Source organism: Helicobacter burdigaliensis (assembly GCF_003670295.1).
Lineage (GTDB): Bacteria > Campylobacterota > Campylobacteria > Campylobacterales > Helicobacteraceae > Helicobacter_D > Helicobacter_D burdigaliensis.
Genome location: NZ_QXJG01000011.1, coordinates 1 through 24,185, shown reverse-complemented (window position 1 = coordinate 24,185; position 24,185 = coordinate 1). Strand labels below are relative to the sequence as shown.

The window sequence follows — 24,185 nt, the reverse complement described above, 5'->3', positions numbered from 1 at the left end:
ATTTATTTTTTTAATGGTTAAATCCTATAAATTTTATTTGGCGAGAGGGTGAGAGAATCGAACTCCCCAGCAGACAGACACCTGCCCACTCAAAATGGGTTTGAAGCCCACGATGCCCACCAGTGACATTTACCCTCCAAAATTTTGCAATTTTACTAAAAAATGCTTAAAATGGGAATTAAATCAAAAAGAAAGTTTTTAGCTATTCTATACCCTTTAAAATAGGCACAAAAGAACAAACCTCTAACTCATCTTGCACTCTTAAAACATTGTTTCTCTTAACAAAACGCGTAATAACTTGACAATTTTCTTTTTGAATAGGAGCTACAAGAATACCCCCTTCACTAAGTTGCTTAATAATTTCTTGTGGAATCTCGGCAATAAAGGCTGAAAAAAGTATCCTATCATAAGGCGCATAAGCACTCCAACCCAAAGTGCCATCATCAAGCTTTGTGTGAATATTGTTTAATCCACATTGCTTAAAACGCATTCTAGCTTCATTTAAAAGTCGCTCAATCCTTTCTATACTAAATACGCGTCGTACCATCAAAGATAAAATAGCCGCTTGATAACCGCTCCCACAACCAATCTCTAAAACACTATCTGCACCTTCTAACTGAAGATATTGAGTCATCTTTGCCACAGTAAGCGGAGAGCTAATCCATTGATTTGCACCCATAGGCAAGGCATCTAAACTATAAGCATGGGGAACAAAACCCTTTGGCATAAAAAGCTCACGATTAACTCCAAGCAAAGCATTTTGCACTTTAGAATCCAAAGGAAATTTAGCAATAATTTCCCTTACCATATTAGCAGCTTTTAACCCTTGCATTTAAAGCCCTATATCTATGAATTTTCTAACCTTTGCAACATCTCCAAAATTTGCTTTTAGCGTAATGATTTCTTTGCTATCATCTAAATTCACATAACCAAAAGGCGTAACAATCGCACTTCCTTTAGCAATAGCATCATTAGCTCCATCACTTGCAACTACAAAGCTTTGAGTAGTAATTGCAAGTGCTTTAATCAATGCTTCAAAATGATCCTTTCTTTCTTTTCCCCATTGCGCAGGAACAAAGAGTAAATCACATCCCTTTAATCTCTGCCATATTTCAATAAAACGAAGCTCAAAACAATTAATAGCCCCACATCTTAACCCATCAATGCTAAAAGGAGAAATCTCATCAAATCCCCCTGCTTCAAAATGCAAATGCTCATTTCCTAAAGGAAAAAGCTTATTTTTGCTTTGCTTATGAAGCAACTCGCCCTTATGAAAAACCTTAAGATTATTATAATAACCCCCTTTATATTTTTCAATCATCGTTAAAATGATTGTCTTAGAGCTTGATAAATGCAATAAAATCTCTGTTGCACTCTTAGCAAACTCACTAGCCTCTTCCATTCTTTGATAGCAAAAATTTGTCAAACAAACTTCAGGTGCTAGGATAATAGAATCCTCCTCGCAATTTATAATCAGCTCTCTTAAATGGTTTAAATTCTCCTCAAAATTTTGCTTAGTTTTTACTTGTAGTGTGTAAAGTTGCTTAGAAATCATCAAAATTTATACTCCCTTTTGCGTAATTTGTAACATTTCCTTCAAAGAAATTAGTCTTTTGATCGTTAAATGAACTAAAAGATTCCACCCATTTAATAGGATGGCTTGCATTATATAAAATAGGTAAGCCCACGCGTCTTAATCTATCGTCTGCTAAATAGCGGATATACTCTTGAATAATCTCTCCAGTTAGCCCTAAAATCTGCCCTTGAGTGATGTATTCCCCCCATGCAGTCTCCACTCGCACTGCCTCCCTAAACATCTCTATTACCTCTTCTTCTAAGGATTTTGTGAAAAGATGTGGCATTTCTTTTTTTAAAGAGTTAATCATATTTTGGAACAATAACAAATGCGTAACCTCATCTCTTTGGATAAATCTTATCATTTGTGCGCTTCCTAGCATTTTACCACTTCTTGCAAGTGTGTAAAAAAATGCAAAACCTGAATAAAAATAAATCCCTTCTAGTATCTGATTTGCAAACATAGCCTTTAGCAATGCCTCTTCTGTTGGGTTTTTAGCAAGCTCTTCATACACATTTGCAATATAATCATTCTTGCTTCTTAGGTGCATATCTGTCCGCCACATCTCATAAATCTCATCGGTATTTGCCGAAATAGATTCCACCATTACCGCATAACTTTGTGAATGCAGTGCTTCTTCAAACGCTTGACGCACTAAGATTAGATTGATTTCAGGGCTTGTGATATAAGGATTCACATTATCAATTAAATTATTAGTTTGTAAAGAATCCATAAAAATAAGCTGTGCTAAAGCCCTATCATAGCCTACTTTTTCTTCAGGTGTTAGCCCATCTGCATAGTCCCTTTTATCTTGTGTCATATTCACTTCTTCTGGAAACCATGAATTTGCAAGCATTACTTTCCAAAGATTGTAAGCCCATTGGTATTTGATTTTATTAAGCTCAAAAATACTTGTGGGATTCCCACCAAATATCTTGCGTTCATTTACCCCCTCTGTAGAGTTTGGGTTATAAATCTTTTTTCTACCTATCATATTATTCCTACTTCCATATAAATAACTAAAACTAAAATTTAGTTTTTTAAAAAATTGTGAGATTATAGCTTGAATATTCTAAGTATAATATTATATTACTATGAATACAATTATTATTTTAGTATTTACCAAAGCTAAGATAATATTTTATTTAAACTTAAGGAATCTAAATGGAAGTTGTGAAATTAAATATTAGCGGAATGCACTGCTCTGCATGTTCGGCCACCATCACTCATAGCCTAGAGCGTGTGAGTGGTATTGGTGCAATTAAAATTAATTCCATCAGCGGAAGAGCAAAAATCTCTTATGATAGCACAAAGCTTACTCCACAAGAAATTATGAATCTTATCACTTCCTATGGCTTTCCTGCCTCATTAGATAACGCAAAAGAGCTAGAAATAGCCTACATACAAGGACTTAAAAAGCGTCTTTTTGTAGCTGTGCCTTTATTTTTAAGTATTTTTATTTTACACATGGGTGGTTTTCATGGCTTTTTAAGCGGATTAGTGCAGCTTATTTTGGCAAGTATTGTGCAATTTTATTGTGCATATCCTTTTTATGTAGGAGCAAAAAGCTTTTTTAAAACAAAAAGTGCAGATATGAATGTCCTAATCGCACTTGGCACAAGTGTGGCCTATTTATATTCACTCTATTTAATGTATTTAGGAGATGAAGGGGGGTATTATTTTGAAGGATCCAGTGCGGTAATTTGCTTTGTGCTTTTAGGAGAATTTTTAAAATCCCGTGCTAAAAAACAAGCAAGCGATGAACTAGAACTCCTTGCTAAAATCTTACCCCAAAAAGCACGCAAAATAGTAGAAGATAAGGCTTTATGGTGTGAGATAAAAGAGATTAAAAAAGAAGATATTTGTCTAGTAGTCAGTGGAGAAAAAATCCCACTTGATGGAATAATCTTAAAAGGAGAAGCAGAAGTAAGTAGCGCTCATATTAATGGAGAAGAGATGCCTAAAGTCTTAAAAACAGGCGATGAAGTAGTGGGTGGAAGCGTGCTTTTAAATGGGGAGTTATATATAAAAGCCACAAAAGATTCTAGTGAATTTTTTGTCTATGAAATGCTAGATCTTTTAGAACTCTCCCAAACACAAAAACCCCCTATTGGTGCATTAGCAGATAAAATTGCTTCTATTTTTGTGCCAAGCGTTGTGCTTTTAAGCATCATTTCTGCACTCATTTGGCTTTTTTTGGGTTATGAAATCTCTTTTGTGCTTAGTATAGTAGCAGCAATTTTAGTTGTATCCTGCCCTTGTGCATTAGGACTTGCTGTGCCTTTAGCGATTGTTTGTGCTTCTATGCGTGCTAAAAAAAGTGAAATTTTAATCAAGAATCCTGATGTCTATGAAAAAGCAAAAGAGATTAAATTTATCGCTTTAGATAAAACAGGCACTCTAACCAAAGGAGAAATTAGCCTAAAAAATGTAGAGTTTTTTACCTCAAATACAGAAGAAATCTTAAGCCTAGCTAAAGCGATGCAAGAGCATAATCCTCACCCCATAGCTAAGGCCATCATTAACTACACACAAGATTTGCAACCCCTAAAATTAGAAGAAAAAGAATATTTAATCGCCAAAGGAATTAGAGCAAAATACAAAGATGAAGAATATTTTTTAGGAGCATTAGAGTGGATTGAAGAGATTTTGGGTAAAAATCTTCAAGTAAAAAGAGAAAATCTAATCGCCCTAAGCAACAAAAAAGAACTTCTAGCACTTTTTTATCTGCAAGATAGCATTAAAGAGGGAGCAAAAGAGATGATTATTTCTTTAAAAGCCTTAGGCATTACTCCTGTGATTTTAAGCGGGGATAACACACAAAGTGTAGAAAAAATTGCCAAAACTTTAGGAATAGAAGAATTTTACGCACAAATTAATCCTACACAAAAAGCGGATAAAATAGCCAAGCTTAACCAAAAAGGAAAGGTTTGCTTTGTAGGAGATGGGATTAATGATGCACTCGCACTTAAAGAAGCTAGCTTTGGAATCTCTTTTGTCAATGCTACTGAACTTGCAAAAGAAGTGGGCGATGTGCTTTTGTTAAAAGATGATTTAAAGGGCATTGTAGAAGTTTTTAAACTTTCTTTTGCTACTTTAAAAAATATTAAGCAAAATTTATTCTTTGCTTATGTATATAATCTAGTGCTTATTCCAATAGCTGCTGGGATTTTATATCCTTTTTTTGGGATAGTTTTACAACCTGCATTTGCAGGAGCGGCTATGGCGTTTAGCTCGGTTAGTGTGGTTCTAAATGCACTTAGAATCTCTAAAATAAATTTGGATAAATAGATGAAAAAAATAATTTTATTTTTATGGCTTTTTAGTTTGCAACACATCTTTGCATTAGATTTTAAAATCTTGGAAGAAACTTATTATTTTCAAAACAACAAAATCTATGCAAGTGATATTTTTAAAGATATAGAAAATGATTTTTTGATTTTAGAGATTCCAAAAAGCTCTAATGGCTATCAAATCAAAAGCACACAACTTATTGATAAATTTGAACAAGAAGGAATGCATGTAGGCGCCAAAAGTGCTTTAGTAACTTTTAAAAAAGCCATTAATGCAAACACAGAAGGCATAAAAAACCATATTTTAGGACTTTTCTTGCAAGAATATGCCAAAAATGGAATTGCTATCAACGATCTTACAATAGAGCAAATGACACCTATTGACTTTAATGAAGAAGATATTAAAGAAATTGATTTTAATAAAAAGCTCCTAAAACGCAAAGAAGGGAGTTTTGATGTGGTTGTCTTTAATGAAGGAAGAAATAGAAAAATCTTCTTCCGCTACACAATAGATGCCACTTTAAATGTTCTCAAAACAAACACTCCACTAAGTGGAGGAGAACCCCTAAACTACTCTAATACCAAAATAGAAAAAATCCCTTTTGACAAAATAGGGGTGGCCTTAATGGAGCAAAGTGATTTAGGGCGCGTAGCTTTGCGTTCTTACACACCCAGTGATACATTGCTTACAAAAGATAGATTAATCGCTAAAAGAGTGGTTAAAAAGGGGGATAAAATCGTTATTAGTGTAAAAGAAAATGGGGTTCTTTTAGAGTTTGTGCTAGAAGCACAAAAAAATGCCGCCATTGGCGATGTGATTAAAGCTAAAGCATTGCAAGGCAAAAAAACTTATGAAGTAGAAATCATAGGCAAAGGAAGAGGCAAACTCTTATGAAGCGTTTGATTATTGGGATTAGCGGAGCAAGTGGAGCAAGTTTGGGCTATAAATTTATACAAGCCCTCCCAAAAGAGCTAGAAAAATATTGCGTAATTACAAAAGGGGCTAAAAAAGTTTTACAAAACGAAGAAAGAGAGGGTTTTCATCTCTTAAAACAAATAGAAAATTTAGAAATTTTAGATAATGAGGATTTGGGCGCTTGTATCTCAAGTGGCTCTTTTGTGTGTGAGGCTATGGCGATTATTCCATGTTCGCAAAATACTTTGGCTAAAATTTCTTGTGGGATTTGTGATAGCCTCCTAAGTCGTGCTGCAAGCGTTATGCTAAAAGAGCAAAGAAAATTACTTCTAGCTGTGCGTGAAATGCCCCTAAGTGCGATTGTGCTAGAAAATATGCTAAAACTTGCTCGCTTAAATGTGATTATTGCTCCTCCGATTTTAGGCTATTATGCAGGCAAAAACTTAGAAGAAATAGAAGAACTTTTAATCGGAAAATGGTGCGATTCTTTAGGCATTCCCTCTAACTACAAAAGATGGCAAAGCTAAAAAGAATAATAAGTTTAAAAAAGGGCAATGAGGGCTAAATACCTCACCCCTTTGCCAAGTGCGATAAAGAAAATACATTTTTTAAAGGAATATTTAAAAACCCCAAGTCCTAAGGCAAACACATCGCCTATAAAAGGCAAAAATGTTAAAAACGCACATAAAAAGCCATATTTTTTAATGAAATTTTCTAGTTTTTGAAGCTTAGCATAGGTTTTGGAATAGTATTTATTGATTAAGTATTCTTTCCCTAAAAATCCCAAAAGATAGGTGCTAAGACTTCCAAGCGTATTCCCTAAAGTCGCCACAATCCATACATTTAAAGATTCATAGCCTAAATTAAGTGCTAACACCACAAAAATTTCTGAACCTAGCGGATAAAGAGTACTTGAAAGAAAAGAGATGAAAAATAGTCCAACAAGCCCAAGGCTCTCCAAAAATGCTTCCATGCTCCCCTTACAAACGCATAGGGATATTTTTGCTATGTAAATAAGCTTTTAAATCTTTGATTTTAATCTCTTGAAAATGAAAGATTGAAGCTGCAAGTGCCGCATCAGCCCCTGCTGCAAATGCTTCATAAATATGCTCTTTACTTCCAGCACCCCCACTTGCAATAAGTGGGATTCTCACTAAAGAAGAAATTTCTTTTAACTGCTTTAAATCATACCCAGCTTTTGTTCCATCAGCATCCATACTTGTAAGCAAAATCTCCCCCGCTCCTCTCTCTTGTGCCTCTTTTACCCATGCTTTTAAATCTATTTTTGTATTATTTCTCCCACCATGTGTATAAACTTCCCATTCATCTTCTTTACCTTCTTTTTTTCTTGCATCAATGGCCACTACAACACATTGAGAACCAAAACACTTTGCAGCCTCGCTAATGAGTGCGGGATTTTTAATCGCACTAGAATTAAGACTTATCTTATCACAACCCACATCTAAAAGATTATAAATATCTTCTAGCGTGCTTATTCCCCCGCCCACGCTTAAAGGTATAAAAACCTCTTTTGCCACATTTTTCACAACCTCTAGTGTCGTCCCTCTGCCCTCATGTGTCGCTGTAATATCCAAAAACACAAGCTCATCAGCACCCTCTTTGTTATACCGCTTTGCAATCTCCACAGGATCTCCTGCATCTTGCAAACCCACAAAATTCACACCCTTAACTACGCGTCCATTTTTAATATCAAGACACGGAATAATCCGCTTTGCCAATTTCAAACTCATTTTAACCACTTTTAAAAAATTTTTGCATTATACTAGCAAATTCCACTTTAAAACTAATATTTTTTAAGCTGCATTCTTAAAATTCTCTCCTTTTCTTCTACCATTCTAAAACCAAATTTTTTATGTAGATTAACCACCGCTCTATTTTCTTTAAATACCTCTAGCTCTAAAATTTCTTTATGCAACACAAAAAAGGTATAAAAAATAGAAATTTGCTCTAAAATCCTCCCAATACCAGCAACTTCTAAAAAAGGATTCGCATAAAATCCAAATTCTACAATCCCTTTTTTAATTTCAAAATTAATACTTCCTAAATTTTTATTTTGAAATTTAATTAAAAAATACTTCTTTGTGCTCTTTTTTAAACTTTCTAAAAATTCTAAATGCTCTTTTAGCGTAATTTCTTCTTTGTTATATAAAAATTCTCTTACGCTTTTTTGGTTTCTCATTTGCAAAACCTCTAAAGATTCTTCCCTATCTATCTGCAAATAATCAACAAGTGCTATTTTTGCCCCCCCCCCCCCGCTAGAATCATAGATTTTTATGATAAATTTCTTACCATCTTTATAGAAAAACGCAGGGAACTCCTCATTGCTTACAATCCTTAAAAGATTAAATTGCTCCTCTATACTCTTTTTTATATCTAGCTTGCTATCTTCTTTTGTGCGTTTTTGATAAAAACTCTCACTTCCAACTTGCTTTTTAGATTCTATATTCGGATATTTTTTTAAAAAATCTAAGCACATTTTTTGGCACATTCTAGCTTGAAGCTCCCTTAGTTCCTCATAGAGTTCATAACCGCTCAATTTTAGCGCATCTTGCAGATAAATATCCCCACTATCTATGCCACAATCTGCCTCAAAAAGGCTAAAGACTATCTCACTCTTGCCTTCTAAAACCTGCCAAAACATCGGCGACCAACCCTTGCCTTTTGGCAAAGAAGAAGCATGGATTACAAGATTGTGTTTATTATTTTCTAAAAATTCTTTAGGGATTATAAAATGGTATGAAAGGATAAAAACAATCTCATAAGATTCTATAAAGTCTTTATGAGAAAAATACAAAGGACATTGAAGATTTTCTGCCAACTCTTTAGCATAGGGGACAAACCACTGATCTTTAGAAGTTAGAATGGCTACTTTCATGCAACCCTCCTAAACTCTAGGATAAAGAAGAGATTTTGTATATCTCTACTAAGGGTTAATTGCTCCCCCCCCCCCGCTACTATAATAAAATAAAGAATCTAGTTTGATAAGATTTAATTTTTTATTATTCATCATTTTTTCTCCAATTTTTATAAAGCCAAATTTAGCATAGAGCTTCATTGCTTTTATGTTTTCACACTGTACTTGTGCTTTTATCTCTTTTACTTTTAGATTGTTAAAAGCATATTCTAACAAAATCTCCATTAATAACTTGCCACACCCACTCAAATTAGGATTAGAATAAATACCAAACTCACAAGAATCCCCTCTTTTAATATCTATAAAATCTATCACACCTATGGGGATTTCTTCATTATAAACCAAAAAATATTCTTTATCTAAAGAAGTTTTTAAACTAGCTAAAAACTCTAAATGCTCTTTTTGGCTTACTAAAGTATTGTTCATAAAAGGAGCGATTTTTGGGTGGTTACGCCATGAAAGCACCCTTATTGTTTCTTCATTGCTTAGCTTTGTGAAATTTTTTAATCTTATCATAGATGAAGCCTTGCTAAAATCAAATTTTCCTCCAAAAAACCTATAAATTGCTAAATTTACTCTATTTGCTAATTTTTTAAAAATTTAGTAATTTATTTAGCTTATGTTAATATTTTATTCATTATAATTTTAGCGAAATTCGAGGGCTTCCTTGTAGCCCACTTTTTAACAATATTCCAAAATCTCTTCATCAAATACTTTAATTAAATCTTCTAAAAACAATTCTATTTTGCTAGGATTAACACCTATATAAGTATTGTCAAAGTTTGTTGTCAATCTTGGATAATCTTTACCATCTTTTTTTGTAATTTTTAAAATATTTTCCCAATGATAACTTCTATTTCTTAAATTTTGCAAAAGACTAAGAGCTATATCTACTTTATGTATATTTCTAAAGCGTAACTTATTTCCATTCTTTAAAAAGAAATTCCTATTGTATTGTCCATAATTTCTAAAATCAATATTTTTTAAATCCATTATAGAATTTTGTAGCTTATTTATCCTAATCAGATAAATAATATTTCCCAAACTCATACGAGAAAGATATTGATAGTGGGATAAAAATCTATCTTTTTCCTTTCTATTAATTTCTTCTTTTATGCTTTTAATCTTCTCATCATTAGAGTTTTTTATCCATTCGCTATCTTTTTCTAACATTTTAACATCAAGCTTATTTCTAAGGATAATTTCTAGCGTAGCAATTTTGGGCGTGATTTTCCCTATGAGTTTAAGATTCTCATAATGTTTTGCAATTTCATTATTATAAGATATAAGCCTTTCTTTTGAGAATAAATCTACATATTTTTGCAAACAAGGCAAATTTTCTGTATCAAATTCCATTGTAAAGCCTTATGAATACATCTTTATTAAAAACCCTGAAACCTCACTTATCCCTCCACTAGCTACTAAGATACCTATTAAAATCAAAAGCCCCCCTGCAATCCACTCAATCCATTTAAAATAAGCTTTAATCTTATTTAAAAAAGCCAAACTAGAACCAATAAGTAAAGCGCACAGCAAAAAGGGAATGCTAAGTCCTAAAGTATAGATAATCATAAGCATTATTCCCCTCTCTGCTTCTAAACTCGCCAAAGAGGTAATACCCGCTAAAATCGGTCCTACACAAGGCGTCCAGCCCAAAGAAAAGCTAACACCTAGCAAAAAAGGAGTAAAAAAATCTCGCATAAAGGTAAATTTCTGCACTCCTTTAATCGTGAAAGTCTTTTGGTAATTTAAAAAAGGAATCTGAATAATCCCCATAGTATGCAATCCAAAAACAATCAAAATCCCCCCTGCAATATATGCAACATAAGGACTAAGCAAAATCCCTCCACTTAAAATTCTAGCACTAATCGCCCCTAGCACCACAAAAACAATCCCAAGCCCTAGCACAAAAAAGAATGCACTTCTTAAAATGATTATTCTTGTAGCAAAATTAATCTTTGTGTTACTTTTTAATTCACTTAAAGAAATTTCAGAAATATAGGAAAGATAAGCAGGGATAAGTGGCAAAATACAAGGGCTAAGAAAGGTAAGAATCCCAGCTAGCAAGCTAACTATTAAAGGTGCTTTATCAAAAAAAACTAGTAGAGATTCTTCCATATCTATCCTAAAAGACTAGGCAACCATAAAGAAATACTTGGTATGTAAGTAATAAGTGCTAGCCCTACTAAAAGCACACAAAGCCAAGGAACGATTGAGAGTGTTACATCTTTTAAGCTAAGCCCTGTAAGGGAGCTTGCCACAAAGAGATTAAGCCCAACAGGAGGCGTTAGCATACCAAGCTCCATATTTACAATCATCACAATCCCAAAATGGATAGGATCAATTCCAAGCTGTAAAGCAATAGGCAAAAGTAAAGGGGTCATAATCATAACAACCGAGCTAGGCTCCATAAATTGCCCCATAATAAATAAAATCACATTCACTAAAATTAAAAATACCCACCAGCTCATATCAATACTTACTAGATATTCAGCAACCATATGTGGGATTCGCTCACTTGTTAAAAAATGTGCAAAAACAACTGCAAAACCAATGATAAAGAAAATCATCGCAGTAGTAATTGCAGCATCTAAAAAGACATTATAAAGATCTTTAATCTTAATATCTCTATATACAAAAACAGAAACTATAAAAGCATACACCGCACTAATCCCAGCAGCTTCTGTGGCGGTAAAAATCCCTGCATAAATCCCACCAATTACCACAAACACGATTAAAAGCGCCCAAAATGCTTCCTTAAATTTTAACCATCTTTCTTTTAAACTTGCGGGTTTAGCAGATTTAAAACCTAGTCTTTTTGCACCTACATAGGCATAAAGCATCATCATTCCACCCACTAGCAATCCAGGTATCACCCCAGCAATAAAAAGCTTCTCAATAGAAACTTCCGCAGTTACTCCATAGACAATCATAACCACAGAAGGCGGAATTAAAATCCCAAGGCTTCCTGCTGAAGTAATTGCACCCACTGAATAGCTATTAGGATATCCTGCTTGTTTTAATGCTACAAACATAACAGAACCAATCGCAACAACCGTAGCAGGAGAGCTACCACTAACAGCTGCAAAAATAATACAAGCTAAAATTGCACTCATAGGAAGCCCACCGGGTAAATGCCCTACAATACTTTTGGCAAAATCTACAATTCTTTGCGCACTGCTTCCTTTACTCATTAAAGATCCAGCTAAGATAAACATAGGAATAGCCATCAATGCAGGCTTCAATCCATTTAACATAATCTCAGGCACACCCAAAATATCATAGGAGCTAAAAAGCAACATCGTAGCAACCGCACTCACTCCTAAGGAAATAGCAACCGGCACCCCAAGCAACAATAAACCAAATAAAACAATCAACAAAAATGCAACACTCATTTTTCCACCCTAGTCTTTTATTACTGAATCGTGTATCATCTCATCTTCTGCGCTTTTAACTACCTTATCTGCTGGAAGTTTGGATACCTCATAAATCTTTTCTAAGCTCCGATAAGTAGCACCTAAAAACGCAATAGGCAAACAAAGCAAAAATACCCATAATGGCACATTATGCAATGCTTCACTCATATACCCCATTTCATAATTTAAAAGACATACTTTCAAACTTGCATAAAACATAAAACCTAAAAAGACAGAACTTAATACATGGCTTCCTATCACACAAACTTTAGCAAATTTGTGAGGGAATTTCTCAATTAGCATGGTAACTGCTATATGCACTCCTTTTCTAAAACCATAAGCTGCTCCAAAAAAAGCCGACCACAAAAAGCAGTATCTAGCAACCTCCTCTGCCCATGTGAGCGAGCCAATTTCAGGAAAAAATCCTGCAATATATCTCACTCCCACATTGAGTGCAGTGATTACAATACCTAAAGCCATACCAATTACAGCGACATTCTTATTCATTCCTGCAATAAGAATATCTAAAACTTTAAAGAAATTCACCTTAACCTCACTTGATTATTTTGTATTAATAGTTTTCTCAATCAATTCTTTGCTAACAATATCATAGAATTTTGGATAGATAGCAATCATCACATCTTGCCAAGCTTTCTTTTGTTCTTCTGTTAGCTCATAGATTTTTGTGCCTGTTTTATCGTCTGTTTTTAGTTTATCTAAAAGCATTGCTTCTTCTTTAGCACTTTCTTCTCTTTCATATGCAGTAGCTTCTTTCATAGCTGTTTTAACCACTTCTTGTAAATCTTGTGGCAAACTTTGCCAAAATTTATCACTCACTACTACTAAATATCCTAGATATCCGTGATTTGACATAGTAATAGAGCTTTGCACTTCATAGAATTTTGAATTATAAAGGTTTGAGAGTGGATTTTCAGCTGCATCTACAACACCTGTTTGAAGTGCTGAATAAACTTCACCAAATGGTAATACTTGAGGAATAGCTTTAATTGCTTTAGTTTGCTCTTCTAGCACTTTAGAACTCATAATTCTCATTTTTTGTCCCTTAGCATCCTCTGGATTTACAATAGGTTTTTTATTTGTGCTAAATTGCTTAAATCCTGCATCCCAATAATCTAATGCAATAAATCCTTTTTTAGATACTACATCTTTTAGGATTTGCCCTACTTCTCCATCCATTACTTTATGTAAATGCTCTGTATCCCTAAAAATAAAAGGAATGTCCCATAAATTATATTCTTTTGCAAAAGGCGTAAATTTTGAAAAGCTAGGTGCTGCCATTTGCACATTGTTTCTCTTTAGCTCTTGAAAAACTTTATCATCATCTACAAGCTGTGCAGAAGGATACACATGCACTTTAATCTTGCCACCGCTTAACTCTTCTACTCTTTTTGCAAAAAAGTCCGCTGCTTTTCCTTTTGGAGTATTTGCACTCACAACATGTGCAAACTTAATCTCATAAGTTTTATTAGGATCTGCCTTAGCCCCTGCATTTTCGCTTCCTTTTTCACTTCCACAACCCACAAGTGCAAATGCTGCAAATAGGGAAGCTAACAATAACTTTTTCATTTTCTCTCCTTAAAAATAAACACTCTCTTAAAAATCTAAGAGTAGTTTTATTTTACAAATTTTTTCAACAATCAAAATTAAAAAATCTTATATTAGAAAAATAAATGTAAAAAAGTAATACAAAAAGTAAGCTAAGGATTACTTTTTGAAACTTTTTTACATATTTAAATTTTATTTATAGTTAGCAATTGCCTTATCTAAGATTACTTTAGCAGCGTCTAAATCTTTATATTCTTTAACTTTAACCCATTTATTAGGCTCTAGCATTTTATAGGTTTCAAAGAAGTTTTTGATTCTATCCAGTGTGATTTTTGGTAAATCTTCTAGGCTTTTAATATTGTCATATCTAGGATCAATCTTAGAAATAGGCACAGCAATTAGTTTTTCATCCATTCCACTTTCATCTTCCATGATTAAAACACCAATCAATCTAGCCTTTATAACGCTCCCCGCTTGCAAAGGATATTCATTAATCACAAGCACATCAGCAGGATCACCATCATCGCTTAGAGTATTAGGCACAAAACCATAATTTGCAGGATAAAACATCGCACTATACATTACTCTATCTACTACAACTACACCACTCTCTTTATCGATTTCATACTTTATATTGCTCCCATAAGGAATCTCAATCACAACATTTAGCTTACTAGGATTCTCTCCTACTTCAATTTTACTTAAATCCATTTTTTCTCCTTAAATTTTACTTTTTATAAAGCTTTCCATTTCGCTTACTATCTCTTCAATAGTTCTTTCACCATTAATTTTATGCAAGATTCCCTTTTTATTGTAAAAATCTTGTATATCTTTTAATGGCTCTAAAAATACATTCATTCTATTGTTAAACACTTCTACATTATCATCAGCACCCCTAGCGCGTCCTAGCACCCTATCACATGCCACTTCTTTGCTAACCTCAACTTCAATCACAGAAGCAAGGCTAATATCGCTCTTAGATTCTAAAATCTTATCAAGCTCTAGCATTTGCTCAACACTTCTTGGATAACCATCAATAAGCACCACATCTTTTGGAGCATTAGAAATCGCATCTACAATCGTCTTAACTACAATTTCTAAAGGCACTAAATTCCCCTTACTTGTGAAGCTTTCAATCAGCTTTCCTTGCTCACTACCACTTGCAACTTCTGCTCTTAGAAGCTCCCCTGTGGAGTAATGCACCATAGATTCTGCATTATTTTTACTAATAATCTCCGCATCAGTTGTCTTCCCGCTTCCGGGCGCTCCGATAACTAAAAATAATTTTTTCATTTATTCTCCTTATTTTTTTGTTTCTCTAACTTTAATATGCAATTCTCTTAATTGCTCCTCTCCTGCAGCACTTGGTGCAGAAGTTAGCGGACAAGTCGCTTTTTGCGTTTTAGGGAATGCAATTACATCTCTAATAGAATTTGCCTTTGTTAAAAGCATAATAATTCTATCTAATCCAAATGCGATTCCCCCATGAGGTGGTGCACCAAATTGCAATGCTTCTAAGAGGAAGCTAAACTTATCTTCTGCTTCTTCTTTGCTAATTCCAAGAAGGCTAAATACTTTGCTTTGAATATCTTGTTTATGAATCCTAATACTTCCTCCGCCAATTTCAAATCCATTTAACACAATATCATACGCCACAGAGTTAATCTCTTCAATATCCTCTGCATCTATATTTTTTGGCATTGTAAAGGGGTGGTGCAATGCAGAGATGCTTCCATCATCATTTCTCTCAAACATAGGAAAATCCACAACCCATAAGAATTTATACATATTCTCATCAATCATTCCCATATCGCTAGCGATTTTTTGGCGTAGTCTTCCCATATAATCCCATACGACTTTTTTAGCCCCAGCACCAAAGAAGATAATATCACCCACACTCGCACCCACTCTATCTAGTAATACTTTTAACTTATCTTCACTTATAAATTTAACAAGCGGTCCTTTAGCACCTTCTTCTTTTAGCTGAATATATGCAAGTCCTTTAGCACCAAACTTCCTTACAAACTCTTCTGCTTCTCCTAAAGTCTTTCGGCTAAAGAAGTTATCCCCACCCTTGACACACAAAGCTTTAAATCTATTTTTCTTAGAATCTTTTGCAATAGAAGCAAATATTTCATTAGAAGAATCCACAAATAAATCCGATACTTCAACAAGTGGCAGTTCATAGCGTAAATCTGGTTTATCACTTCCATAGCTTTCCATTACTTCGCTATATGTATAATGTGGGAATGGAGCATTTACTTCTATACTACAAGCACCAAAGATAGATTTTACCACCTCTTCAGCTACTGCCATTACATCTTTTTGCTCTACAAAGCTCATTTCAATATCAATTTGAGTAAATTCAGGCTGTCTATCAAGCCTCAAATCTTCATCTCTAAAGCATTTTGCAATCTGAAAATATCTATCAAATCCACTCACCATTAAGAGCTGCTTAAAAAGTTGCGGACTTTGAGGAAGTGCGTAAAACTCACCATGATGCACCCTACTTGGCACTAGATAATCCCTAGCTCCCTCAGGTGTGGCTTTGGTTAAAATAGGAGTTTCTACTTCTAAGAATCCTAAATTGCTTAGCGTATTTCTTGTAGCTTGTGCCACTTTGGAACGCGTGATAAAAATCTCTTGTAATCTTGGATTTCTTAAGTCCAAATAGCGGTATTTTAATCTCACATCTTCGCCCACACTCTCATCGCCCACAGCAATAGGAGGAGTTAAACTTTTATTTTCTATAACTAGCTCACTTACTAAAACTTCTATTTTTCCAGTTTTTAGCTTTGGATTTTCTAGCCCCTCGCCTCTTTTTCTCACCTTTCCTTTAGCGATTAGTACATATTCATCTCTAACTTCAGAAGCGATTTTATGCGAAGTTTCAAAATCTTTTGGATCAAATACAAGCTGAATAAGTCCGCTTCTATCACGCAAATCTATAAAAATAATTCCACCATGATCTCTATAGGTGTTACACCACCCACACAAACTCACTTCCTGCCCGATATTTTGCTCATTAATCTCTGCACAATAATGGGTTCTCACGATATTTACTCCTAGCTTTAGTAAAAAAATAATTTGTGATTGTAGCAAAAAATATTAGAATACAACTTTAATCTTACATATTTTATTACTTGGAATAATATTTGCTTGTTTTTTAACAAAATAAAATTTATTTTCTAAGGACAATGTAATGAGAATAGGTTCAGGTTCAACTTACAATTCCATCTCATACCGCCAAAATCGTCTAGAACAACAACTAGACTTAGTAATGCAGCGTATGAGTGGTTTACAAATCCAATATGGTTATCAAGGCACAAGCATTTTTAACAAAACTTTGTCATTAGACTATAATCTTACCATGCTAAATCAAAGTAAAGATATTGCTAATAATGCCTATACTTTTACAAAAAACACCGATACAGCATTGCAAGAGCTTACAAAAACTATGGATAATTTTAAAACTAAGTTAGTCCAAGGAGCCAATGATATTCACAATGAAACTTCAAGACTTGCGATTGCTAAAGACTTAAAGGCAATGAGAGATCACTTTTTATCCATTGCAAATACTTCTGTGGGAGGTGAATATCTCTTTGGTGGGACTGCCACAACTAACAAACCTTTTAATCCCGATGGTTCTTATAATGGCAACAATGGGACTTTAAATGCACTTTTAGGCTCTAATAATTCACTTCCTTATAATATTAGTGGATATGAATTATTTTTTGGGAGTGATAATGATACTAATCGCGTTATTTCAACCAATGTCCCAAAATTCAATCAAAGCAAACTCCACCCAGAAATTATGGATCCAAACCATGAAACAGGACAAGGAGAGGAAGTTTATCTAAAAGCTGAAGATTCCATTCGCGATATGGTAGGCGATAATGATAGCGATCCAACAAATGATCCTAATGAAGTCTTTTACATTAGTGGAAGAAAAGCAGATGGAACGCCTTTTAAAGCTAAGTTTGAAATGGGGACAGATTCTAAAGTGCAAGATTTATTAGATAGAATCGGACGCGAATTTGGCAATACAGAAACCACAAAAGTCGTAGATGTTACTTTAAATGAGTGGGGAGAAATTGAGATTAAAGATTTAAGCGGTGGAAGATCAAACATTGAATTCCACATGGTTTCAAGCAACTACCAAGATCCTAATAATCCAGATGGTGTAGGGGTAGCTGATATGGATGAGCTAATCAAAAGTGGTGCAAAAGTCAATACCTATGTGCAAAGCCCATTTTTAGGGAGTTTTTCAAGCGATAGTATCACTTCTGTGGAAGATTATAATGATCATAGAATCCATACAATCCCAACTACTTTTAGAACACATGATAATCAAATCGCAAAAACTAGCACAAAACTAACTGATATTTTCCCAGAGGGTGTAACAAGCCTTGTTTTGGGAGGTAATGCTGCAAACACTGCTCCTGACACACCAGGGGGCGCAGTAGGTCCTACTACTTTTAATATCGGTCCTAATACCACCGTGCAAGATTTAATGGATGAGATTAAGAATGTCTATGGCGATGTGGATGTGGAATTTAGCGATGGCAAGATTCAAGTCATTGATAAAAATGTTTCCAAAAAAGATCCAGCCGATCAAGATGAAGCTAATTTGCCTTTCACAGGCGAAAGCTCTCTTGTAATCAATATCCAAGCACAAGATAGAGGAGGAAATCCTGTAAATGGCTTTAGAAATGATTATAGTGTAGAATATGACAGAGCAGCCTTTAGCAAAGATGGCTCCACTCTAAGCTCCAATGTTTCTCAAATCATCCGCGGTAGCAATGAATATGCAACAAACTCTACAAAACTTTCAGAAGTGGCGGGTGGAAGCTTAGATGGACATACTTATAATTTTGAACTCAAAGATGTAAATGGTGTGCCAATCAATGGTAGAATAGAATTTAGAGATGGTGGAAGTGTGCTAATCATTGATAGTCCTGCCACTATGAATGGAGTAAATATCGGCGGAGTTGAAATCCCTATCTTAAATCCAAATGGCAATCCACCACAAGTAGCAGGAGAGCCAACTCCTGCAGATGATGTAACCTATCAACAACTCTTTGACACTTTAGGAATGGTTATGAATCTCTCCAACACAAATCCAGGGGATTTACAAGCCATTACAAACAATGGTGCAGGTGGAGCGGATTTTAACAACCCTGCTGTCAAAGCAGCTTATGAAAATATGATTAGCCAATCTAAAAATAATGTATCTTTTTCTTTAAATATGGATGGACAAATGGAAATAAAAGACTTAAATCGTTCTCCTTCAAGAATGGAATTTACACTTTATGATGATGAAAGTAGCAATTTTGCTCTTGATGCAAATGGTAGGGTAAATACTACAAACCACCCTGCCCTTACTTTCCAAGCAAACAATGCAATCGTAGCAGATGATCCTCATGTAAATTTCTTCAAACAAATTGATCAAATCATACAAGCCCTAGAAGATGGCACATATAGACCTGGTGGAAGCAGTGAATATGATGATAGTATGAGAAATCCAGGGATTCAAAATGCTCTTTTAATGTTTGATCATTTAGCCGATCATGTTAATAAGGTGCATACTAAAAATGGTTCTCAAGGAAATTCTTTTGAATACTCCATTGAACGCACAGAAATGCTAATCGTGCAAACTAAAACTTTGCGTTCTGAAACTATTGACACAGACTTGGCAGAAAACTGGTTGCAATTCTCAACACTCACTATGAACTACCAATCTATGCTTTCAACCGTAGGTAAGATCTCTCAACTCTCACTTGTAAATTATTTATAAGCCCTTTTAAAGGGGCTTATCCCAAAAATCCCACTAGAGTAATATTTAAATTCATATTTAATAATTTTGAAAATCTAATAAGGGTATGCTAGAGTTATCCATCTGTTGCCAAAGCAACCAATCCTTTGGAACAAGCAAAGTGCAGTGCAAATCTAAAAAATAACCAAACGCCTCCACCTGTCATTACGAAGTTTATGCCCCCTCTTGTCATCGCAAGATTTTACCCCACCAACCTGTCATTGCAAAGAGTGGAACGATAAAGCATTCCAAAAAGAGTAACCAAAAAAATTAAACCATCCTAGAAAAAATCAATCCCCTCTTTTATATAAAGTTACACTCCTTTGTTGGTGTAAAATAAATACCTTATAGAACTCTTTATTCAAAAGTAATTCTCTTAGGCGGGAAGTGAGAGCCCTTAAAACTGCAAGCAGTTTTTTCTCATTCACTGCTTTTAGCACTTAATCCTTTGAAAAACGCCACGAGAATTCTTTTGCAATAAAGACAAATAAGATTAGAAAGCATTTTAAATTTTAAAAGTGCTAAAGATATTAAAGTTAGCAAGAATGATAAGATAATAAATTCCAGTAGTGGAGGATGAGCTTTGCGAGTTTTTAATAAATTTTTTGCAAGTGTGGGCAAATTGCTATGCAATGTGCGGAACGAGGCTAGAGTAAGCCTCTGCGAGTTCCATAAAATTTATTAAATCTCTGCAAATGTTGTCCCCAATACGAATTTCAAATCCTTTCAGCCATACAAGGATTATTTGTTTTAAAATTCTCACTTACTACACAAGTTCTACTATTTAGAGTTCCTTTCTCTTCATCAAGAGCTTCTTTTTCTTCTTCTGCGGGTTTTACTAAGACTATCTTTTCTTTATTTATCATAGAAGCATTAATGTCTTTTAGGGGTGCATTGATTTTAGGATCTTCTTTGCTTCCTGTGTTGTTATCTTCAATATCAAATTTTGGTTCTTCAATGCTAGGGATATTTGCTATTCCTTCTTTAATATTTGTGCTATCTAAGAAAGTGAAAGTTCCTCCATTATCTCCATTGACTAATTTTAAATCAAAAGGAATATTTACTTGGAGTTTATCTACAATGGGTTTAATTGTTTCTAATCCATTTTGTAATGCTAAAGCTTCCTTGTATAAAGAGAGGATTTTTCTTTTTGTGTTTTCTGCTTCTTCTAATTCTCCTATCTGTATAAGGTTTTTATAGGCTTCCATTAATCCATCTTTTCCATAGATTTGTGCAATAATAGAATTTAATCTATCTGCATTACCTTTAATGGCTTTAATAGATTCTCCATAAGTAGAAATAAACTTTCTTAGTTTATCTGCATTCTCTTGCATATCTTTACCTTTTGCTAAGAAGTCTTTATATTCTTGTTTATTACCATACCATTTTTGTAAAACTTCTTTAATATCTTTATCACTATAAAGAGAAGTTAGAAATTCAATAGATTGTTTTATGGATTGATATTCAGGAGAATCTTCACTCATTTTTAATAGAAGTTTTAAATCTTCTATTCCATCTACATTTGCTAAATCTAGCATAGATAAATCTAGTTTATAATTTCCATTTAGAATATCATTTAGGATTTGTTCTAGCAAGCTTTCTCCATTAGAGCTAGATACTAGAGAATCAAAGTGGTCTTGTAGTTCGTCTAAATCTACATCATTTAAGCCATCGTTGTTTAAATCGCTAAAGCCAGAATCACCCCCATTATTATCACTTGTGAAACTTTTATCCAAAACCACAAACTTCTGCAATTCTTTATCCCAATAGACTCTGCCTTTATCATTTTCATATCCTGCAAATTCTTCTTTTTTGTTATTGAGGGCGGTTTCGTTGTGTAGGTTTTCAGCTGTGATACCCGTAACCGAATCGCTTGAACCCATGATGATAGAAACTCCTACATTGTCTGTATAGTAGATATTGATATTATTTAATATTAAGCTATTACTATTGCCGCTACCTGCAAACAATTTTGCACTCTCCCCTCGTATCCAGCCATTAAGATACATTGTAATGTTTGAAAAGCTTCCATTTTCAATCTTGCCTGCAAAGCCACCTATACCTTGATAATATGTATAATTACCATAAAAAATTCCATTATTATTTAGAATAATATTTTCAAAGTTTCCCTTTAAAATCCATCCTGAAAAACCTCCTATATAAGCGCTACCACCATATCCAGATGCACTACCGCTAATATTTCCTATATTGTTTAAAACAATATTTGAGAAAGTTCCATTATAAATTCTTCCAGCAAAGCCACCTAAATAGACTAATGTGCCACTACCAGCAGCTTGAACATAAATTCTATCCATGCCGTTTAAAGCAATGTTTGTAAAAGTTCCATTTTTAATACTGCCTGCAAAGCCACCTAGATAGTTCCCAAAGCTATAATCTCTAATTTCTCCTGCATTATTTAGAATGATGTTTGAGAAAGTTCCATTGGCGACATACCCCGCAAAACCGCCTATATTAGCTTCACGGTCATTGTCTACATAAATATCTCCCCTATCATTTAAAGAAATATTTCTAAAATCTCCTTCTTTAATATATCCTGCAAAACCACCCACAGAAACCTGCCTGCTATTAGCACCATTTGATACAGCATTAATATTTTCTATATTTTTTAAAGTAATGTTTGTAAAAGTTCCATTAACGACATACCCTGCAAAACCGCCCGTTGTAGAATTAACAACTTCCAGCCCACCACCTTTATAATCCACATTAATATTTTTAAGATTTCCATCTTTAATCATTCCAAATACCCCAGCATATAAAGGCTTATAATCCCCTGTAGCCTCTTCGCTAATTTTAATATTAATATTCTTTAGCGTATGTCCTTGTCCATCAAAGCCAGCCGTGAAAGCATTTTCGTAATCTTTTCCCACAATCATACTCGTGCATTCCCCATTGCTTAGACAATAATTTGTATAATTCTTTCCTTCTTTCCCGCCAAAATCAATATCCCCCACTAATTTAAATTCGCTAATATTCCTAGTTTCCCCTTTATTATTATTCCACCCATTAGCAAAATACCACCATTCTATTGCATTCTCTTTAGCACTTCCCATATTGCCTAGAGTGATTGCCTTTTTAAAAGTATTAGAACCATAATGTAATTCTCCATTTGTTTCTTGATAATTTACTACATTGATTAAATGGTTTAAATCTCCTAAAAAGATATAGTTATTGTTAGCAAAATCTATCATTTTATTTTGGAGATAGGTTGCATTTTTAGAAGTTACATCTATCTTTTTGTTGTGTAAGTGACTTACATTAATATTTCTATCTAAATGGATATAATTCCCCACTAAATGTGCTTTTGCATTTTCATTGCCTAGCTTTCCTCCATCTATTCTTACATTATTTCCTATTAGTAAGACTTTATTAGCATTAATGTTTCCTTTATTGATAATATCTCCAGCTTTAGAAGGTTTAAAGACAGGAGAGAAAGTAAAAGAATCTGTTTTAGGATCACTAAAAGTATTTATATCATCAATACTCACAGGAGTAGTAGAAGCTACAAATCTATTAGCATTAATGCTTCCAGTCTCTGTTACTAATACTCCACTAGGATTAACTAAGAATATATTATGGTTATTACCATTTAAAACTCCTGCAATTTTAGAAGGATTCTTTGAATAATCTAAATTTAAATATCCTTTTGTTCCACTTCCTTCAAAATTAACTTGATAGCCATTACCTATATTAAATCCTCCACCCCAAGCTATTACATGATTTCCTCCATTACCTTTACCGGTAATTGTCATAGTATTACCATTAGAAATAATAGTCCCTCCATTATTACCTACAAACTTTCCACCATTAGGTAAAGAACCTTTAGGGATATTATTAGGATTAGCTAAGAGTAATTGATTAGATAAAAGTATAGAAGTTACTATGCTAATGCTAATACTTTTCTTTAGATTTAAAGTTTTCATTCATTCTCCTTTTAAAAATATCTTTCAAATTTAGATTCTTTGTTTAAAAAAGAAATTGTTTTTCTTTTTTATTCTTTCTTATTTAATTAAAGAATCTAGTAGAGGATTCATAAATGGGGAAAAGAATCCTCTAGTAGATTCTTTAAGATTGTTATTGATTAGTGCGAGAGCTTTAGCTCGTGGCAGTCTAAAAGAATTTACATTTAAGGGTTGTTCTTTTAGATTGCTTCGTCGCTTTGCTCCTCGCAATGACAGAGTGATGGGCTTTAAGCCTTGTAATGACAAAGGGAAGGAATACTCTTTATTGCAAAAGAATTCTCGTGGCGATTTCCAAAGGATTAACTGCTTAGGCAGTGAATGGGAAGAATTTACTTATAAATTCAGGGCTCCCACTTCTCGCCTAAGAGAATTACTTTTGAATAAAGAATTTAGGAGAGTAGAGAAATTAAAAAGGAATGGTTTAGATTTTTTGGTTGCTCTTTTTAGATTGCCACGCAGTGCAAGCACTGCTCGCAATGACAAAGTGGATAGTTTAAAATTGTTTATAGTGTTTGTTTTAAATTTATTAAATAAGAGTTTGTTTGTAAGATTTGTATGTGTATTATGTAAGTATGGATAAAAAGTAAAAGAAGGGGTTAATAAAGAGAGGCTATTTTGGGGGGGGGGGGGGGGGGGGGGGGGGGGGGGGGGGGGGGGGGGGGGGGGGGGGGGGGGGGGGGGGGGGGGG

21 protein-coding genes and 1 tRNA gene are annotated in these 24,185 nt (G+C 34.1%); 5 read left to right on the top strand and 17 right to left on the bottom strand.

The genetic code is table 11. The features are described 5' to 3' along the window. Positions 1-38 precede the first annotated feature (38 nt). From EBF09_RS09085 to EBF09_RS05530, 4 genes are all read right to left on the bottom strand, one after another. Positions 39-138 (bottom strand) — tRNA-Sec (locus EBF09_RS09085). A gap of 64 nt (positions 139-202) precedes the next feature. Beyond that, a complete protein-coding gene (locus EBF09_RS05540) occupies positions 203-832 on the bottom strand; it encodes a protein-L-isoaspartate(D-aspartate) O-methyltransferase (protein WP_121764143.1) in 630 nt (209 codons plus the stop codon). Then, positions 833-1,555, bottom strand: coding sequence for a carbon-nitrogen hydrolase family protein (locus EBF09_RS05535; protein WP_198672546.1), 723 nt, complete (start codon positions 1,553-1,555; stop codon positions 833-835). It lies immediately after the preceding gene. Next, the gene (locus EBF09_RS05530; protein ID WP_121764141.1) at positions 1,545-2,570 is read right to left on the bottom strand and encodes a ribonucleotide-diphosphate reductase subunit beta; all 1,026 of its coding nucleotides are present in this window, start codon (positions 2,568-2,570) and stop codon (positions 1,545-1,547) included. The genes EBF09_RS05535 and EBF09_RS05530 overlap by 11 nt, the downstream gene beginning before the upstream one ends. 170 nt (positions 2,571-2,740) lie before the next feature. On the opposite strand from EBF09_RS05530, the gene EBF09_RS05525 reads away from it, so the two are divergent. From EBF09_RS05525 to EBF09_RS05515, 3 genes are read left to right on the top strand one after another with little or no spacing between them, the layout of a single operon-like run. Continuing rightward, the gene (locus EBF09_RS05525; RefSeq protein ID WP_121764140.1) at positions 2,741-4,867 is read left to right on the top strand and encodes a heavy metal translocating P-type ATPase; all 2,127 of its coding nucleotides are present in this window, start codon (positions 2,741-2,743) and stop codon (positions 4,865-4,867) included. Then, on the top strand, positions 4,868-5,764 hold the full coding sequence (flgA, locus tag EBF09_RS05520) for a flagellar basal body P-ring formation chaperone FlgA (RefSeq protein WP_121764139.1): 897 nt from the start codon (positions 4,868-4,870) through the stop codon (positions 5,762-5,764). Continuing rightward, entirely contained in the window at positions 5,761-6,312 is a 552-nt protein-coding gene (locus EBF09_RS05515) for a UbiX family flavin prenyltransferase (RefSeq protein ID WP_121764138.1), read from the top strand. The genes flgA and EBF09_RS05515 overlap by 4 nt, the downstream gene beginning before the upstream one ends. Positions 6,313-6,326: 14 nt before the next feature. Here EBF09_RS05515 and EBF09_RS05510 read toward each other — a convergent pair whose 3' ends face one another. The 12 genes from EBF09_RS05510 to aspS form a co-directional block, all read right to left on the bottom strand. Next, complete coding sequence (locus tag EBF09_RS05510; protein ID WP_121764137.1) at positions 6,327-6,758, bottom strand: YqaA family protein; 432 nt, start codon at positions 6,756-6,758, stop codon at positions 6,327-6,329. 7 nt (positions 6,759-6,765) lie between these two features. After that, a complete protein-coding gene (hisF, locus tag EBF09_RS05505) occupies positions 6,766-7,536 on the bottom strand; it encodes an imidazole glycerol phosphate synthase subunit HisF (protein WP_121764136.1) in 771 nt (256 codons plus the stop codon). Positions 7,537-7,589: 53 nt separating this feature from the next. Beyond that, on the bottom strand, positions 7,590-8,681 hold the full coding sequence (gene pseH, locus EBF09_RS05500; RefSeq protein ID WP_121764135.1) for a UDP-4-amino-4,6-dideoxy-N-acetyl-beta-L-altrosamine N-acetyltransferase: 1,092 nt from the start codon (positions 8,679-8,681) through the stop codon (positions 7,590-7,592). 48 nt (positions 8,682-8,729) lie between these two features. Then, entirely contained in the window at positions 8,730-9,236 is a 507-nt protein-coding gene (pseH, locus tag EBF09_RS05495; protein WP_121764134.1) for a UDP-4-amino-4,6-dideoxy-N-acetyl-beta-L-altrosamine N-acetyltransferase, read from the bottom strand. 165 nt (positions 9,237-9,401) lie between these two features. Further along, positions 9,402-10,076, bottom strand: coding sequence for a hypothetical protein (locus EBF09_RS05490; RefSeq protein WP_121764133.1), 675 nt, complete (start codon positions 10,074-10,076; stop codon positions 9,402-9,404). Between the two features lie 9 nt (positions 10,077-10,085). Continuing rightward, the gene (locus EBF09_RS05485) at positions 10,086-10,838 is read right to left on the bottom strand and encodes a cytochrome c biogenesis CcdA family protein (RefSeq protein WP_121764132.1); all 753 of its coding nucleotides are present in this window, start codon (positions 10,836-10,838) and stop codon (positions 10,086-10,088) included. Between the two features lie 2 nt (positions 10,839-10,840). Beyond that, on the bottom strand, positions 10,841-12,115 hold the full coding sequence (locus EBF09_RS05480) for a TRAP transporter large permease (RefSeq protein ID WP_121764131.1): 1,275 nt from the start codon (positions 12,113-12,115) through the stop codon (positions 10,841-10,843). A 9-nt stretch (positions 12,116-12,124) separates the two neighbouring features. Next, a complete protein-coding gene (locus EBF09_RS05475; RefSeq protein ID WP_121764172.1) occupies positions 12,125-12,643 on the bottom strand; it encodes a TRAP transporter small permease in 519 nt (172 codons plus the stop codon). Between the two features lie 54 nt (positions 12,644-12,697). Next, complete coding sequence (locus EBF09_RS05470; RefSeq protein WP_121764130.1) at positions 12,698-13,723, bottom strand: DctP family TRAP transporter solute-binding subunit; 1,026 nt, start codon at positions 13,721-13,723, stop codon at positions 12,698-12,700. A gap of 171 nt (positions 13,724-13,894) precedes the next feature. Continuing rightward, positions 13,895-14,413: an inorganic diphosphatase gene (ppa, locus tag EBF09_RS05465; RefSeq protein ID WP_121764129.1), complete on the bottom strand. Its 519-nt coding sequence runs from the start codon at positions 14,411-14,413 to the stop codon at positions 13,895-13,897. A 9-nt stretch (positions 14,414-14,422) separates the two neighbouring features. Beyond that, positions 14,423-14,995, bottom strand: a complete 573-nt coding sequence (locus EBF09_RS05460; protein ID WP_121764128.1) for an adenylate kinase — start codon at positions 14,993-14,995, stop codon at positions 14,423-14,425. A gap of 9 nt (positions 14,996-15,004) precedes the next feature. After that, positions 15,005-16,756, bottom strand: coding sequence for an aspartate--tRNA ligase (aspS, locus tag EBF09_RS05455; RefSeq protein ID WP_121764127.1), 1,752 nt, complete (start codon positions 16,754-16,756; stop codon positions 15,005-15,007). Between the two features lie 148 nt (positions 16,757-16,904). On the opposite strand from aspS, the gene flgL reads away from it, so the two are divergent. Then, on the top strand, positions 16,905-19,499 hold the full coding sequence (flgL, locus tag EBF09_RS05450; RefSeq protein WP_121764126.1) for a flagellar hook-associated protein FlgL: 2,595 nt from the start codon (positions 16,905-16,907) through the stop codon (positions 19,497-19,499). Between the two features lie 734 nt (positions 19,500-20,233). On the opposite strand, the gene EBF09_RS05440 is transcribed toward flgL, so the two are convergent. Further along, positions 20,234-23,458 (bottom strand): two-partner secretion domain-containing protein, encoded by a 3,225-nt coding sequence (locus EBF09_RS05440; RefSeq protein ID WP_121764124.1) that lies wholly within the window; start codon positions 23,456-23,458, stop codon positions 20,234-20,236. A 55-nt stretch (positions 23,459-23,513) separates the two neighbouring features. On the opposite strand from EBF09_RS05440, the gene EBF09_RS05435 reads away from it, so the two are divergent. Then, positions 23,514-24,077, top strand: a complete 564-nt coding sequence (locus EBF09_RS05435) for a hypothetical protein (RefSeq protein WP_121764123.1) — start codon at positions 23,514-23,516, stop codon at positions 24,075-24,077. Positions 24,078-24,185: the final 108 nt, after the last annotated feature.